Below are 14709 nucleotides of genomic sequence, written 5' to 3'. Positions count from 1 at the left end.
GCCGCCCGCCCCTTCCCCTTCCTGCGAGTACGCGACATGAGAGAAGCCGTCATCGTCTCCACCGCACGCACGCCCATCACCAAGGCGCAGCGCGGCGAATTCAACCTGATCGCCGGTCCCACCCTGGCGGCGCACGCCGTGCGCGCCGCGGTGGAACGCGCCGGCCTGGACCCGGCCCTGATCGAGGACGCGCTGATCGGCTGCGGCTATCCCGAGGGCGCCACCGGCCGCAACATCGGCCGCCAGGCCGTGATCCGCGCCGGGCTGCCCGTGTCCGTGGGCGGCGCCACCATCAACCGCTACTGCGCCTCGGGCCTGCAGGCCATCGCTTCGGCGGCCGCGCGCATCGTGATGGACGGCGCGCCGGCCATGATCGCCGGCGGCGTCGAATGCGTTTCGCAGATCCGCACCCGCGACGACGGCGTCAGCGGTCTGGATCCGTGGCTGCTGGCGCACAAGCCCGAGCTGTACCTGCCCATGATCGAGACCGCCGACATCGTCGCCGCCCGCTACGGCATCAGCCGCGAGGCGCAGGACCGCTACGCGGCGCAAAGCCAGCAGCGCACCGAGGCGGCCCAGGCCGCCGGCCGCTATCGGGAAGAGATCATTCCGGTCACCACGGTCATGGCCGTGACCGACCGCGCCACCGGCGCCGTCAGCGAGCGCGAAGTCACCGTGGACCGCGACACCTGCAACCGCCCCGGCACGACCTACGAGGCGCTAGCCGCGCTCAAGCCGGTTCGCGGGGACGGCCAGTTCGTCACCGCCGGCAATGCCTCGCAGCTGTCCGACGGCGCGGCCGCCTGCGTGCTGATGGAAGCGGCCGAGGCCCGCCGCTCCGGCATCGCGCCGCTGGGCGTCTTCCGGGGCCTGGCCATCGCCGGCTGCGAGCCCGACGAGATGGGCATCGGCCCCGTCCATGCCGTGCCAAAACTGCTGGCGCGGCATGGCTTGAAGGTGGACGACATCGACCTGTGGGAGCTGAACGAAGCCTTCGCCTCGCAAGTGCTGTACTGCCAGCAGCGCCTGGGCATTCCAATGGAACGACTGAACGTGAACGGCGGCGCCATCGCGCTGGGACATCCCTTCGGCGTCACCGGCGCGCGGCTGGCCGGCCATGTGCTGCTGGAAGGTCGCCGCCGGGGCGCGCGGTACGCGGTGGTCACGATGTGCGTGGGCGGCGGCATGGGCGCCGCCGGATTGTTCGAAATGTAGAGCCCACCCCGAGCGCTACGCGCTCCCCTCAAGGGGCGCCGCTACGGACCGGAAGGAGAGACCCACCCCGAGCGCTTCGCGCTCCCCCTCAAGGGGCGCCGCTACGGACCGGCAAAGCCGGCTCCGTGCGGCCCCGGTCGAGGGCACCGATTTTCTTGCGACGATATTGGCGCACAGCGCCACGGATGACTGATATGGATCTGGAATTCACTGCCGAAGAAACCGCGTTCCGCGACGAGGTGCGGGCCTTCCTGGCCGCGCAACTGCCGGCCGCGCTGTCCGACAAGGTGTTGCGCGGCAGGCCGCTGACGCGCGAGGACATGGCTGGCTGGCACGCCGTGCTGAACCGGCGCGGCTGGCTGGCCAGCCATTGGCCGGCGGAGTACGGCGGCACGGGCTGGAGCAGCACGCAGAAGTTCATCTTCGATAACGAGTGCGCGCTGGCCGGCGCGCCGCGCATCGTGCCCTTTGGCCTGAGCATGCTGGGGCCGGTGCTGATCAAGTACGGCAGCGAGGCGCAGAAGCGCCATTGGCTGCCGCGCATCCTGGACGGCACGGACTGGTGGTGCCAGGGCTATTCCGAGCCGGGCGCGGGGTCCGACCTGGCCGCCGTCCAGACCACCGCCGTGCGCGACGGCGACGATTACATCGTCAACGGCCAGAAGACCTGGACCACGCTGGGCCACTACGCCAACATGATCTTCTGCCTGGTGCGCACCTCGCACGAGGGCCGGCGCCAGGAAGGCATCAGCTTCCTGCTGATCGACATGCGCAGCCCGGGCGTGGAAGTACGCCCCATCATCACGCTGGACAGCGAGCACGAGGTCAACGAGGTGTTCTTCTCGGACGTGCGGGTGCCGGCCGCGAACCTGGTGGGCGAGGAAAACCGGGGCTGGACCTGCGCCAAGTACCTGCTGACCTATGAACGCACCAACATCGCCGGCGTCGGGCAGTCGACCGCGGCGCTGGCCCGCTTGAAGGCCGTGGCCGCGCGCCAGCGCCGCAACGGCCGCCCGCTGGCCGATGACCCCGACTTCGCCGCGCGCCTGGCGCGGGTGGAGATCGAACTGGCCAACATGCGCACCACCAACCTGCGCGTGGTGGCCGCCGTCGCAGGCGGCGGCGCGCCGGGCGCGGAAAGCTCGATGCTGAAGATACGCGGCACCCAGATCCGCCAGGAAATCACCGCGCTGAACCGCCGCGCCATGGGTCCTTATGCCCGGGTCGGCGACGGCGGGACGCTGCATGGCGCCGACACGCCCATCGGGCCGGACGGCGCCGACACCTCCTCGGCGCAATACTTCAACAACCGCAAGCTGTCGATCTTCGGCGGCTCCAATGAAATCCAGAAAAACATCATCGCCAAGATGATCCTGGGACTGTGAGGGCCGGCCATGAATTTTGAGCACACCGAAGACCGCCGCATGCTGTCCGACATGCTGCGGCGCTTTGTCGCCGAGCAGTACGACATCGCCACGCGCCACCGCAACGCCGGCGCCGAGCGCGGCCATAGCCCGGAATTCTGGCGCCGCTATGCCGAGCTGGGCGCCATCGGCGCGCTGTTCGCCGAGCGCGACGGCGGCTTGGGCGGCGCCGGTTTCGACATCGCCGTGGTGTTCGAGGCGCTGGGGCGCGGCCTGGTGGTCGAGCCCTTCCTGGACGCGCTCATGGTGGGCAGCGCCATCGCCCAGGCCGGCACGCCGGCGCAGCGCGAATCGCTGGACGGCCTGATCGCCGGCGAGCAGGTCGCGGCGCTGGCCTGCGCCGAGCCGGATGCCGGCTACGAACTGTCGCGCGTCTCGACCCACGCCGAGCGCGACGGCGCGGGCTGGCGGCTGCGCGGGACCAAGGCCGTGGTCAACGCCGGCGGGCACGCCGACCTGTACCTGGTGTCGGCGCGCACGTCCGGCGCCGGAGACGAGGAAGACGGCATCAGCCTGTTCCTGGTCGAGGCCAGCGCGCCGGGCCTGAGCGCCCGTGGCTACGCGCTGGTCGACGGCGGCCGCGCGGCCGAGCTGACGCTGGACCAGGTGCGCGTGCCGCAAGCGGCGCTGCTGGGCCAGGCCGGCGCCGGCCACGCGCTGCTGGAACACGCCACCGGACGCGGCCTGCTGGCGCTGTGCGCCGAGGCCCTGGGCGCGATGGACTGCGCCCGCGACGCCACGCTGGAATATCTGCGCACGCGCCGCCAGTTCGGCGCGCCCATCGGCAGCTTCCAGGCGCTGCAGCACCGCATGGCCGATCTGTTGCTGGAGATCGAGCAGGCGCGTTCGGCGGTGATCAACGCCGCCGCCGCGCTCGACCTGCCCGACCGGCTGGCGCGCGAACAGGCGCTGTCGGCGGCCAAGTACACCATCGGCCGGATCGGCACGCTGGTGGCCGAGGAAAGCATCCAGCTGCACGGCGGCATCGGCATGACCTGGGAACTGCCGCTGGCCCACTACGCCAAGCGGCTGGTCATGATCGACCACCAGCTGGGCGACGAGGACCACCATCTGCGGCGCTACATCGCGCTGGGCCGCCAACGCGACCGGAGCGCATCATGACCGCCGGCACCGCCCCGCCCGTCACGCAAACGCAGGAGCCGCCGCTGGCGCCGCCCTTCGCCGCGCCCTTCCCGGTGCGCGGCATCGACGACGTGCGACGGCTGGCGGCCCGGCCCCTGGCCGAGACGCTGACGGTGCAAAGCACCTACGAGATCTTCCGCAACTCGGCCTCCGCCTTTGGCGACCGGACGGCCCTGACCTTCCTGAAGACCGCCGACCCGGACGGCGATACGGTGAGCTGGAGCTATCGCGAACTGCTGGCCGGCATCCACCAGACGGCCAACCTGCTGCACAGCCTGGGGCTGGGCCCGCGCGACGCCGTCGGCATCCTGCTGCCCGGCTGCCTGGAATACCACCTGGCGCTATGGGGCGGCGAGGCGGCCTGCGCGGTGCAGCCGCTGAATCCGCTGCTATCCGAGGACAAGCTGGCGGCGCTGCTGAACGCCACCGGCGCGCGCGCGCTGATCGCCTACGGCGCCGAGGCCGACTGCGAATCCTGGACCAAGGCGCTGCGCCTGCGCGAGCGCGTGCCCAGCCTGCGCAGCCTGCTGCGCGTCGCGCCTATGGACGAGCCCGCGTCGGCGCGGCCGGCGCTGCCGGAAGGCGCGCTGGACTTCAACGCCGCGCGCGCCGCCCTGTCCGCCGATCGTCTGGCGAGTGGCCGCCGTATCCAGGGCAGCGACGTGGCCGCCTATTTCCATACGGGCGGCACCACCGGCGCGCCCAAGCTGGCCATCCACACGCACGCCAACCAGGTCTTCACCGCCTGGGCCGCGGTGCAGCTGCAGAACGCCGGCCCCGGCGATGTGGTCATCAACGGCTATCCGCTGTTCCACGTGGCCGGCGCCCTGCCCGCCTCGCTGGCCGCGCTGTCGGCCGGCGTCGCCACCATCATCCCCACGACGCAGCTGCTGCGCAACCGCGAGGTGCTGCGCAATTACTGGTGCCTGGTCGAGCGCCATCGCGCCACCTCGCTGCAGGGCGTGCCGACCATCCTGGCGGCGCTGGCCGAGGTGCCGCTGGACGGCGCGGACATTTCCTCGCTGCGCTACTGCCGCACCGGCGCCGCGCCGCTGCCGGCCGAACTGGCCGCGCGCTTCGAGCGGCAATTCGGCCTGCACGTCAACGAAAGCCTGGGCATGACCGAAATGGCCGGCATCTCGTCCATCAGCCCGCCTGGCTCGGCTTTTCCGGTCAACTGCGTGGGCTTTCCGCTGCCCTATGTACAGGTGCGCATCGCCACGCTGGACGCCGCCCCCGGCAGGCCGGCGCGCGACCTGCCGCCCGGCGAGGCCGGCATGGTGCTGTTCAAGGCGCCCAACGTGATCCCCGGCTTCGTCGATCCGGCGGACACCGCACAAGCCTTCACCGAGGATGGCTGGCTCATCAGCGGCGACATCGGCCGGCTGGACGAACAAGGCCGGTTGCATCTGCAAGGCCGGGCCAAGGACCTGATCATCCGGGGTGGCCACAACATCGATCCCAAGACCATCGAGGACGCGCTGGCCTCGCATCCGGCCGTGCGCCTGTGCGCTGCCGTCGGTGCGCCGGACGCCTATGCCGGCGAGCTGCCGGTCGCCTTCGTCACGCTGGCCGAGGAGGCCCGGATCACCGAGGCCGAACTGCTGGCCCATGCCGCCGCCACGGTCGACGAAGGCCCGGCGCGGCCGCGCCGCGTCATCGTGCTGGAACAGATGCCCATGACCAATGTGGGCAAGATCTACAAACCCGACCTGCGCCGCCTGGCCGTCGCCGTATCGGTCCAGGCGCTGGTGGCGCAGTCGCTGCGCGAAAGCGGCCTGCCCGAGGACAGCCCCTGCCTGCGCGTGCTGACCGACGCGCAGCCGCAGGTCGCGGTGCAGGCCCTGCCGGACGCGCCCGCGGCCCTGCGGGCACGGCTGCGCGAGACGCTGGCGCGGCTGCCCGTGTCCGTGCCGCTGCTTGAATGAACACGGAAAAAGACGAGCACGCACAGACGCGCAACCCGCCAGGACGCGGCCCCGGGGGCCGCGCCCGCGCATCCCCCAAGGAGACTCCCGCCATGTCCATGCAGCCCCTGCGCCGCGCCCTGCTCGGCGCCGCCCTGTACGCGCTCGCCACCGCCCTGCCGGCCGCCGCGCAAAGCGCCTTTCCCGCCAAGCCGGTCACGCTGATCGTGCCCTTTCCTGCCGGCGGCTCCACCGACCGCCACCTGCGCATCGTGGCGCAGGACGCATCCAAGTACCTGGGCCAGCCCGTCATCGTGGAAAACCGGCCGGGCGCCGGCGGCACGCTGGGGCCGGCCAACATGGCCAAGACCGCCAAGCCGGACGGCTACACCATTTCGCTGTACACCCTGGCCATGCTGCGCATGCCCTACATGCACAAGACCAACTGGGACCCGATCAACGATTTCACCTTCATCATCGGCCTGTCGGGCTATACCTTCGGCTTCACCGTGCGCGCCGATTCTCCGTACAGAACCTTCAACGACTACATCGAGGCCGCGCGCAAGGCCCCCGGCAGCATCGACTACGGCTCGACCGGCGCGGGCTCGTCGCCGCACCTGCTGATGGAGGAAGTGGCGCGCAACGCCGGCGTCCAGCTGAACCACGTGCCGTTCAAGGGCAATGCCGACATGCAGCAGGCGCTGTTGGGCGGACACGTGATGGCGCAAAGCGACGCCACCGGCTGGGACCAGTTCGTCGACGCCGGCAAGATGCGCCTCCTGGTCACTTTCGGCGAGCAGCGCACCACGCGCTGGCCCGACGTGCCCACGGCCCAGGAGCTGGGCTACAAGGTCGTGTCGACCTCGCCCTACGGCCTTGCCGGCCCCAAGGGCATGGACCCGGCCGTGGTGCAGACCCTGCACGACGCTTTCAAGCGCGCGCTGTACGACCCGGCCAGCCTGGAGGTGATGCAGCAGTTGAACCAACAGCCCGCCTATCGCGACAGCCAGGACTACCGCGAATGGGCGCGCGCGACCTACGCCAGGGAGAAAGGCCTGATCGAGGCGCTGGGCCTGATGGCCAAGGACTGACGCGCCCTCGCCCTGCCCTGATTGGTTCCGGATTCCCGGCTTAAGCAAATGAGAATTCCTTGTTTGTTCGGCCTGTCCGCGCCGTACCACAATGCACGCCTTTTCCGCCGCCGCGCCGCCTGGCGCGGCGCGGCAACCGCAGTGATGGAGCAGCAACGTGGCAGGCATGAAAGGAATCATCCGGGCGGGCATGGCGGCATTGGCCGCCGTCGCCCTGTTGGGCGGCGGCGCGGCGCGCGCCGACAAACCGCTGACGCTGGGCGTGTCGGTGGGCCTGGGCAATGTGGCGATGGAAATCGCGGTGCGCGAGGCGCGGGCCCAGGGGCTGGACGTCAAGCTGGTGGAGTTTTCCGACTACATCAGCCAGAACGAGGGCGTGAACGACGGCTCGCTGGACGCGAACTACTACCAGCACCTGCCCTATCTGGAAAGCATGATCGCCGCCAAGGGCTACAAGCTGGTGCCGGTGGCGCTGGGCTACACGTCGCGGATGGCGATCTATTCCAAGAAGCACCGCGCGCTGGCCGAGCTGCCCGACGGCGCCGCCATCGCCTACCCCAATGATCCGGTCAACACCGGCCACGCCCTGCTGATCCTGCAGGAAGCCGGCCTCATCACGCTCAAGCCGGACGTGGGCACCAAGGCCACGCTGCGCGACGTCACGGCCAATCCGCGCAAGCTGCGCTTTCGCGAGCTGGAAGGCAGCATCGTGGCGCGCGCGCTGGACGACGTGGACGCGGCCGTCATCTATCCGGGCTTCGTCGCGGTGGCCGGCGTCAAGCCGGAATCGGCGCTCTACGCCGAGAAGGACAGCTCGCGCTATGCCATCCGCTGGGTCACGCGGCCGGAAAACGCCCAGGACCCGCGCCTGCTGAAGTTCATCGCCATCTATCAGGGCTCGGAGGAAGTGCGCGCCACGCTGCGCCGCCTGTACCACGACCTGATCGCCTTCCCCTGGCTGGAACAGGCGGGCTGAGACATGGGCAAGCAGATCCGGCTCAATGCCTTCGACATGAACACCGTCGGGCACATCGCCCACGGCTACTGGGCGCATCCGCGCGACCAGTCGCGCAACTACCGCGACCTGGACTACTGGGTCGAGCTGGCCGGCATCCTGGAGCGCGGCAAGTTCGACGGCCTGTTCCTGGCCGACACGCTGGGCATGGTGGACGGGCTGGAAAGCGATCCCGGCATCACGCTGCGCGAGGCGGTGCAGGCGCCGATGAACGATCCGCTGCTGCTGGTGTCGGCGATGGCCCACGCCACGCGCCACCTGGGCTTCGGCGTCACCGCCAATCTCAGCCACGCCTATCCTTATGTATTCGCGCGCAGCATGTCCACGCTGGACCACCTGACGCGCGGACGCATCGGCTGGAACATCGTCACCGGCCACCAGGCCAGCGCCGCGCGCGCCCTGGGCCAGGAGCTGGCCGCGCACGACGACCGCTACGCCATCGCCGACGATTTCATGGAAGCCGTCTACAAGCTGTGGGAAGGCAGCTGGGACGACGATGCGGTGCGCGTGGACCGTGAGCGGCGCATCTTCGCCGACCCCGCCGGGATCCGCGTGCAGCGGCACGCGGGGCCGTACTACCGCTATGAGGGCGCGCACCTGTCCGAACCCTCGCCGCAGCGCACGCCGGTGCTGTATCAGGCCGGAGCCTCCAGCCGGGGCCAGCGCTTCGCCGCCGCGCACGCCGAATGCGTGTTCCTGACCGGCGCGCAGCCGGCGGTGCGTGACATCGTCGCCGCGCTGCGCAAACAGGTCCAGGACGCCGGCCGCCGGCGCGAGGACATCCAGGTCTACGCCATGGCCACCGTCATCGTCGGCGAAACCGACGCCCAGGCCTGGGAAAAGCACGCCGAATACGCGCGCTACGCCAATCCCATGGCGGCGCTGGCGCATTACGGCAGCCAGGTCCACATCGATTTCTCGCGCTACGGCCTGGACGAGCCGATCCAGGCACAGGCCACGCAGGGCATCCAGACCCTGCTGGACTCGATCACCACGCGCAGCGCGCAGACCTGGACCGTGCGCAAGCTGCTGGCGCAGATGCAGAACGGCTACCGGCTGCCGCCCATCGTAGGCAGCCCGCAGACCGTGGCCGACGCGCTGGCGGGCTGGATGCGCGAGACCGACATCGACGGCTTCAACCTCACCCGCCTGGTCGCGCATGAAAGCCTGCGCGACTTCGTTGACCTGGTGGTGCCCGAGCTGCAATCGCGCGGCATCTACAAGGAAGACTACGCGCCCGGCACGCTGCGCGAAAAGCTGTTCAGCGCGGGCGCCGCGCGGCTGCCGGCCTCGCATCCGGCCGCCAGCCACCGGCCCGGTCGCGCCGGTTGAAGCCGGGCGCGCCGGTCGCGCGGACGCGGACATGAGAGCCGAAAAACGGAGTTTGATAGACTGGCGGCCCCACGCCCGCACCCGCCGGCCCGCAGGCCGCCGCCCATGACCCAGCACGCCACCCCAGACCCCAGCGCCGACGACATCGCCAAGGATGTCGCGGCCGCCATCGTCGCGCACCGTCTGCCGCCAGGCACCCGCCTGCGCGAGGAGGCGCTGGGCCGGGCCTACCAGGTCAGCCGCACCAAGATCCGCGCCGCGCTGCTGATGCTGTCCAAGGACAAGCTGATCAATATCGTGCCGGACAAGGGCGCCTTCGTCAGCAAGCCCAGCGCCGACGAGGCGCGCGAGGTCTATGCCGTGCGCCGCATCCTGGAAACCGCGCTGGCGCGCGAGTTCACGGCCCGCGCCCGCCCGGCCGACTTCCGCCGCATCGAGGCCCACCTGGCCCGGGAACGCCAGGCGCTGGAGAGTGGCGACGCGCAGGCGCGCAACCGCCTGCTGGGCGACTTCCACCTGCTGCTCGCCGAGATCGTCGGCAACCAGGTGCTCACCGACATGCTGCGCGAGCTGCTGGCGCGCAGCGCCGTCATCACCGCGCTGTACCAGAGCACGCACGACGCCGGCTGTTCCTCGCGCGAGCACCGTGCCTTCATCCAGGCCGCGCGCAAGGGCGACGCCGACGCCGCCAGCGCCCTGATGGACGAACACCTGCGCCATGTGCTGGACGCCCTGGATTTCCAGGCCGGCGCGCAAGGCGACGCCGACCTGGTCACCGCGCTGTTGCGCTGACGCGCCGTCCCCTCGTCCGCTTGATCCAGCGCAAGGCGCGGCGCCGGCAAGCCGATACAGTGTTACATGCAGCCGGCGTCCGCCGGATGCCGCGTCAGGCGCCCCGCGCGGGCGGCCAGCGCCGCGCGCCCGCAACAACCACACGCATGCCGGGAGACGCCATATGTACAAACACATCCTGATCCCCACCGACGGGTCCGCCCTGTCCAATGAGGCGCTGGTCCGCAGCCTGCAACTGGCCAAGACCTTCGGCGCCGCCGTCACGATCCTGACGGTGGAAGAACCGTTCCATGTGTTCTCGATGGGCTCGGCCCAGCTGGCCGCCAGCCTGAACGACTACCAGGACCAGATCCGCGCCCAGGCCGAACGGCTGCTGAACGATGCCGCCGCCCAGGCGCGCGAGCTGGGCCTGTCCTGCGAGACCTTGCGGGTTTCGCACGAAGACCCGTATCAGGCCATCATCGACGCCGCCGCCAAGCGCGGCTGCGACCTGATCGCCATGGCCTCGCACGGCCGCCGTGGCATGGCCGCCGTGGTACTGGGCAGCCAGACCCAGAAGGTGCTGACGCACTCGACCACGCCGGTGCTGGTGTATCGCAAGCCGTCCTAGGGGCCGATCGCCACATCCGAGACCGGCACCGCGCAACAGGTCAGCACCTCGCGCGGGCCCAGCGGAAACGGCGGGTCCAGCAGATGGGCCACCTGCCCGGCGCGCAGGGTCTGGCGGCAGGCGCCGCACACGCCGGCGCGGCAGTTCGCCGACGGGTTCAGGCCCTGCGCCTCGGCCAGCTCCAGCAACGTGCCATCCTGCCTGCGCCACGTGGCCCGCACGTCCATGCCGTCGAAACAGACCGACAAGGGGCCTTCCACCGGCGCGGGCCGGCGCGCCTGCTGCGTCGCCGAAGGCGAGGCGAACACCTCGCCATGGACGGCGTCCGGCGATACGCCCGCGTCCAGCGCCCAGCGGCGCACATCGGCCATGAAGCCGATCGGCCCGCAGACATAGACCTGCGCATCGGCGGACAGGCCCGCGAATGCGTCGGCGCCCGGCCTGCCTGCCTCGGCCCGCAGCGCGGGCCGAGCGCCATCCCCACGACTCAGAAACAGTCTCGCGCGCGCGTCGGGCAGCGCGTCGACCAGCTCTCGAACCTCGTTCCACAGCGCCAGCGATTGCGCGTCGCGCGCCACGTGCAGGACCCGCACCGGCCGGCCCCGATCCTCCCTCGCCGCCAGCGCCCGCAGCATGGCCACGGCCGGCGTGATGCCGATGCCGGCGGTCGCCAGCACCAACGGACGCATGTCGGGCGGTCCCAGATGGAAGCCGCCGTGGGGTCCGGAAATCAGCAGGTCCGCGCCTTCCCGCAGTCCGGCATGGAGCTGGCGCGACACGGCGTCGCGCTCGCTCTCGTTCTTGATGCTCAGGCGCAGCAGCCCGTCCTCGACCGCCGAGATGGTGTAGGAACGCCAGTACGGCCGCGCGTCCGGCGCCGGCAGGCCGACGCGCAGATGCTGGCCCGGCAAGGGCTCCGGGCGCAGGCGCGCCAGCGGGTCGCGCAGCCAGAAGCTGTCCACCTCGGCGCTTTCGCGCACGCGCCCGACCACCTGCGCATAGCGCGGCCACTGCGCCGGCGGCGGCGCCAGCGGATGCGCGGCATCGGGCGGCGGCGCGGCCAGCGCCGGGCCGGCCGCCTCCGCCAGCGTGATGGCGTCGCCGGCATGCACCCGGCCCGCGCGCAATACGCGCGCATAGACGCCGCAATAGATATGGCCCTCGCCGCCCGCCAGCAGCGCGGGCAGGTTCAGGTCGGCGCGCGCGGTGGCCGGATCGATCGAGGTCGCCTTGCAGCGCTCGATGGGCCGCAGGATCTCAAGCTCGACCTCGGCGCCGATGCGCACGCGCCGTCCGACCCAGGCGAATTCGCGCCAGGCCGGCAGGCCGTCCAGGTACAGGTTGCCGCGAAAGCGCAGCGGGTCCAGTTCCATGCCGGCCTTGCGCGACAGCGCGCGCACGGTCTCCTGGTTGATGAGTGACAGCGGCGCGTCGTCGAAGTCCCACCAGCCCAGGCCGCCCTGGCGACGCGCGAAGCGCGGGACGTCGAGCGCGCCGCGCGGGAACCAGGAGGCGATGGTCCGGTTGGCGGCGTCCCAGGTCGCGGGCGCGGCCACGTCGATGACAGCGTGCTCGCCTCCCGGCGACGCCAACGTCAGGCGCGCGCCGTCGCCCTGCTCTTCCAGGCTCAGGCGATAGGCCGGCAATCCTTCGTTGCGGGTCATGCGCACGAAGCCCTGGCATGGCGCCCAGCCCTCGCCCGGGATCACGGCATGGCCGTTGGCGATGCCCAGGCAACGATCCAGCGCGATGCCCCGGCCGGGCTGCAAGGCCGCCTCGGCCAGCGACTGCCCGCTGAAACCCTTGACCGGATAGCGGTACAGCGCGGCCAGCACGGGCGCGGCAGCTTGTGGCGGCAACGGGCCGCCGTCCATCGGATCATGGCTCATCATTCAGCGCGCCTGCTCCATCGCCGTCAGCGCCTGTGCCAGATCGGCCTTCAGGTCCGCGCACTCTTCCAATCCCACGTTCAGGCGCACCAGCCGGCCCGCGTAGTCGCGACCGGGCCGTTCCAGCGCGGGATAGACCAACGCCAGGCTGGTCACCCCGCCCCAGCTCATGCCGATCTTGAACAGCCGCAGCGCGTCCACGAAGGCCTCGATCTGGCGCGCGCTGTGGCGATCGTCGAACAGCACCGAGAACACGCTGGCCGAGCCGCTGAAATCGCGCTTCCAGGTCTCGTGCCCGGGGCAGGAAGGCAGCGCCGGATGCAGCACCGTGGCGATGCCGGGCTGGCCGGCGAGCCAGCGGGCGATCTCCAGCGCCGAGGCCTCCAGCCGCTCCAGCCTCAGGCCCAGCGTCTGCAGGCCGCGCAACGCCAGGCTGCAATCGTCCGGCGAGACCGCCAGCCCCAGTTGCTTGAAGGTGTCGCCGACGCGATCCTTGTACGCCGCATCGCGCACCGACACCGAGCCCAGCAGCAGGTCGCTATGGCCGCCCACGTACTTGGTCAGGGCCTGGATGCTGATGTCCACGCCATGCGCGAAGGCGTCGAACAGCACGCCGGCGGCATAGGTGTTGTCCAGCGCCACCGGTACGCCGCGAGCGTGCGCCGCCTCGCAGATGGCCGGCACGTCCTGCACTTCCATCGTCACCGAGCCGGGGCTTTCGGTCCAGACCAGCGCGGTGTTCGGACGAATGAGCGCGGCGATGCCGGCGCCGATGAGCGGATCGTAGGCCTCGACCTCGATGCCCAGGCGCTTGAGCATGCCGGCGGCCATTTCCTTGTTGGGGCCGTAGGCGCTGTGCGGCACCAGCGCGTGCGAGCCCGCGCCGCACAAGGCCAGGTAGACCAGCGCGATGGCGGCCTGCCCGCCGGGCACCACGAAGGTGTGCAGCGCGCCTTCCAGCTGGCCCACGCGCGCCCCCAGCTCCAGCGCGGTGGGCGTGCCGTACAGGCCATAGGTGTAGCCCTTGTCGCGATGGCGCCAATCGTCGGCCACGTCGGCCTGCCGCTCGAACAGCACGGTGGAACCGCGATGGGTGGGCACGGCCAGCGAGGCGAAACCGCCACGGGCCAGGGTCTGGGGTTGGACGAGCCGGGTGCGCCAATGCATGGGAAGTCTCGCAGCGTAGAGTTCGGAGCGTGATAATTTAATTCGCGCGGCCCGACGATTTCCCTCTAAATTCACCCTCCAAGCGATGGATTCCGTCAATCCTCCAGGGATTGCGCTGAATCGGCGCGACGCCGCGCCACGCCAGGGTCGCCCGCGTGCAGCAGCTGTTCCATGCGCCCCAGGATCCAGCTGGCGGCGGCGCCGGGCTCGGCGCCCTGCAGCCATAGCGCCCGCACCGACAGCGGCGGCAAGGCAAGGCCCGCGCAGGGCACGCTCGCGAGCTGGTCGCGGTAGACCTCGTATTCGGCGATGTTCAGCGGCAGGATGGCCCAGCCCAGGCCATCCACGGCCATGCTCGCGATGCTGTAGAAGCTGTCGGCGCGCCAGACCATCGGGCTCAGCACCCGCTCGTCCACGCCCTCCATCTTCATCACCAGCTGCCGATGCCGGGCCAGGTCGGCGCGCGTGGCTCGCGCCAGGCCGGCGGCCAGCGGATGCGAGCGCGACACGAACACGCCCTGGGCCACGCGGCCCAGATACCGCTCGGCGAAAGCGGGACCCGGATCGCCCCGGTCGAGATGGCAGCCCAGGCTGGCGCGGCCGGCCGCCACGTAGTCGGCGACCTCGGTCGCCGTGCCGTTGAGCTGGGTCAGTTCCAGCGCCGGAAAGCGTTCGGCGATTTCCTTGGCCAGATCGGCCAGCACCAGCGAAGGCAGCGCCTCGTCCAGCGCCACCGACAGGCGCGCCTCCTGGCCCGAGGCGAAGGACAGCGCACGTTGCTGCAAACCATCGGCCTGCCGCAACAGTTCCAGCGCTTCCTGCAGCAGCACTTCGCCGGCCGGCGTCAGCGTGGCATTGCGGCGCGAACGATCGAACAGTTCCACGCCCAGGTCGGCCTCCAGCAGGCCCACCGCCGTGCTGACGGCGGATTGCGCCTTGCCCAGCTGGCGCGCGGCCGCCGAGAACGAACCTTGGGCGGCCGCGGCGGCGAAATGCCTGAGCTGTTCCAACGTCCAGTTCATGATTCGCCCTATCCATCCATTAAGTAGATGGATTCTAACTTTTTTCAATCAAATGGAAGATCGATAATCCGAGCCCGGAACCCGGCCCTCGCGGCCTGCCCG

General features: G+C 70.7%; 12 protein-coding genes. 9 read left to right on the top strand and 3 right to left on the bottom strand.

Annotation, left to right across the window (positions count from 1 at the left end):
- Positions 1–36 precede the first annotated feature (36 nt).
- The 9 genes from AC6LJ5_RS01830 to AC6LJ5_RS01790 all read left to right on the top strand — a co-directional run bounded on the left by AC6LJ5_RS01830 (position 37) and on the right by AC6LJ5_RS01790 (position 10529).
- Entirely contained in the window at positions 37–1215 is a 1179-nt protein-coding gene (locus AC6LJ5_RS01830; protein WP_392413135.1) for an acetyl-CoA C-acyltransferase, read from the top strand.
- Between the two features lie 194 nt (positions 1216–1409).
- Entirely contained in the window at positions 1410–2600 is a 1191-nt protein-coding gene (locus AC6LJ5_RS01825; RefSeq protein ID WP_498139686.1) for an acyl-CoA dehydrogenase family protein, read from the top strand.
- A gap of 9 nt (positions 2601–2609) precedes the next feature.
- Positions 2610–3761 (top strand): acyl-CoA dehydrogenase family protein, encoded by a 1152-nt coding sequence (locus AC6LJ5_RS01820; RefSeq protein ID WP_498139685.1) that lies wholly within the window; start codon positions 2610–2612, stop codon positions 3759–3761.
- Complete coding sequence (locus tag AC6LJ5_RS01815) at positions 3758–5710, top strand: acyl-CoA synthetase (protein WP_498139684.1); 1953 nt, start codon at positions 3758–3760, stop codon at positions 5708–5710. Before AC6LJ5_RS01820 ends, AC6LJ5_RS01815 begins: the two co-directional genes overlap by 4 nt.
- Positions 5711–5802: 92 nt before the next feature.
- Positions 5803–6780, top strand: a complete 978-nt coding sequence (locus AC6LJ5_RS01810; RefSeq protein ID WP_498139683.1) for a tripartite tricarboxylate transporter substrate binding protein — start codon at positions 5803–5805, stop codon at positions 6778–6780.
- 166 nt (positions 6781–6946) lie between these two features.
- On the top strand, positions 6947–7756 hold the full coding sequence (locus AC6LJ5_RS01805; protein ID WP_498139682.1) for a MetQ/NlpA family ABC transporter substrate-binding protein: 810 nt from the start codon (positions 6947–6949) through the stop codon (positions 7754–7756).
- Between the two features lie 3 nt (positions 7757–7759).
- Positions 7760–9127, top strand: a complete 1368-nt coding sequence (locus AC6LJ5_RS01800) for an LLM class flavin-dependent oxidoreductase (RefSeq protein ID WP_103274756.1) — start codon at positions 7760–7762, stop codon at positions 9125–9127.
- A 105-nt stretch (positions 9128–9232) separates the two neighbouring features.
- A complete protein-coding gene (locus AC6LJ5_RS01795) occupies positions 9233–9919 on the top strand; it encodes a GntR family transcriptional regulator (protein ID WP_103274757.1) in 687 nt (228 codons plus the stop codon).
- A gap of 163 nt (positions 9920–10082) precedes the next feature.
- On the top strand, positions 10083–10529 hold the full coding sequence (locus AC6LJ5_RS01790; RefSeq protein WP_103274758.1) for a universal stress protein: 447 nt from the start codon (positions 10083–10085) through the stop codon (positions 10527–10529).
- Here AC6LJ5_RS01790 and AC6LJ5_RS01785 read toward each other — a convergent pair.
- The 3 genes from AC6LJ5_RS01785 to AC6LJ5_RS01775 all read right to left on the bottom strand — a co-directional run bounded on the left by AC6LJ5_RS01785 (position 10526) and on the right by AC6LJ5_RS01775 (position 14607).
- Entirely contained in the window at positions 10526–12421 is a 1896-nt protein-coding gene (locus AC6LJ5_RS01785; RefSeq protein ID WP_498139681.1) for an MOSC domain-containing protein, read from the bottom strand. The genes AC6LJ5_RS01790 and AC6LJ5_RS01785 overlap by 4 nt on opposite strands.
- A complete protein-coding gene (locus AC6LJ5_RS01780) occupies positions 12422–13585 on the bottom strand; it encodes a cystathionine beta-lyase (protein ID WP_392413122.1) in 1164 nt (387 codons plus the stop codon).
- A 95-nt stretch (positions 13586–13680) separates the two neighbouring features.
- Entirely contained in the window at positions 13681–14607 is a 927-nt protein-coding gene (locus AC6LJ5_RS01775; protein ID WP_498139680.1) for a LysR family transcriptional regulator, read from the bottom strand.
- Between the last annotated feature and the right edge of the window lie 102 nt (positions 14608–14709).

Source organism: Achromobacter sp. 1011791174 (assembly GCF_059760925.1).
The sequence above is the reverse complement of the archived record's forward strand: the minus strand, read 5'-3'. Positions and strand labels throughout refer to the sequence as shown.

What these genes read in the sequence shown, in the direction of transcription:
- AC6LJ5_RS01795 (WP_103274757.1), top strand. Translation starts at nt 9,233, where the DNA reads ATGACCCAGCACGCCACCCCAGACCCCAGCGCCGACGACATCGCCAAG.
- AC6LJ5_RS01785 (WP_498139681.1), bottom strand. Translation starts at nt 12,421, where the DNA reads ATGATGAGCCATGATCCGATGGACGGCGGCCCGTTGCCGCCACAAGCT.
- AC6LJ5_RS01800 (WP_103274756.1), top strand. Translation starts at nt 7,760, where the DNA reads ATGGGCAAGCAGATCCGGCTCAATGCCTTCGACATGAACACCGTCGGG.
- AC6LJ5_RS01820 (WP_498139685.1), top strand. Translation starts at nt 2,610, where the DNA reads ATGAATTTTGAGCACACCGAAGACCGCCGCATGCTGTCCGACATGCTG.
- AC6LJ5_RS01810 (WP_498139683.1), top strand. Translation starts at nt 5,803, where the DNA reads ATGTCCATGCAGCCCCTGCGCCGCGCCCTGCTCGGCGCCGCCCTGTAC.
- AC6LJ5_RS01790 (WP_103274758.1), top strand. Translation starts at nt 10,083, where the DNA reads ATGTACAAACACATCCTGATCCCCACCGACGGGTCCGCCCTGTCCAAT.
- AC6LJ5_RS01805 (WP_498139682.1), top strand. Translation starts at nt 6,947, where the DNA reads ATGAAAGGAATCATCCGGGCGGGCATGGCGGCATTGGCCGCCGTCGCC.
- AC6LJ5_RS01780 (WP_392413122.1), bottom strand. Translation starts at nt 13,585, where the DNA reads ATGCATTGGCGCACCCGGCTCGTCCAACCCCAGACCCTGGCCCGTGGC.
- AC6LJ5_RS01815 (WP_498139684.1), top strand. Translation starts at nt 3,758, where the DNA reads ATGACCGCCGGCACCGCCCCGCCCGTCACGCAAACGCAGGAGCCGCCG.
- AC6LJ5_RS01775 (WP_498139680.1), bottom strand. Translation starts at nt 14,607, where the DNA reads ATGAACTGGACGTTGGAACAGCTCAGGCATTTCGCCGCCGCGGCCGCC.
- AC6LJ5_RS01825 (WP_498139686.1), top strand. Translation starts at nt 1,410, where the DNA reads ATGGATCTGGAATTCACTGCCGAAGAAACCGCGTTCCGCGACGAGGTG.
- AC6LJ5_RS01830 (WP_392413135.1), top strand. Translation starts at nt 37, where the DNA reads ATGAGAGAAGCCGTCATCGTCTCCACCGCACGCACGCCCATCACCAAG.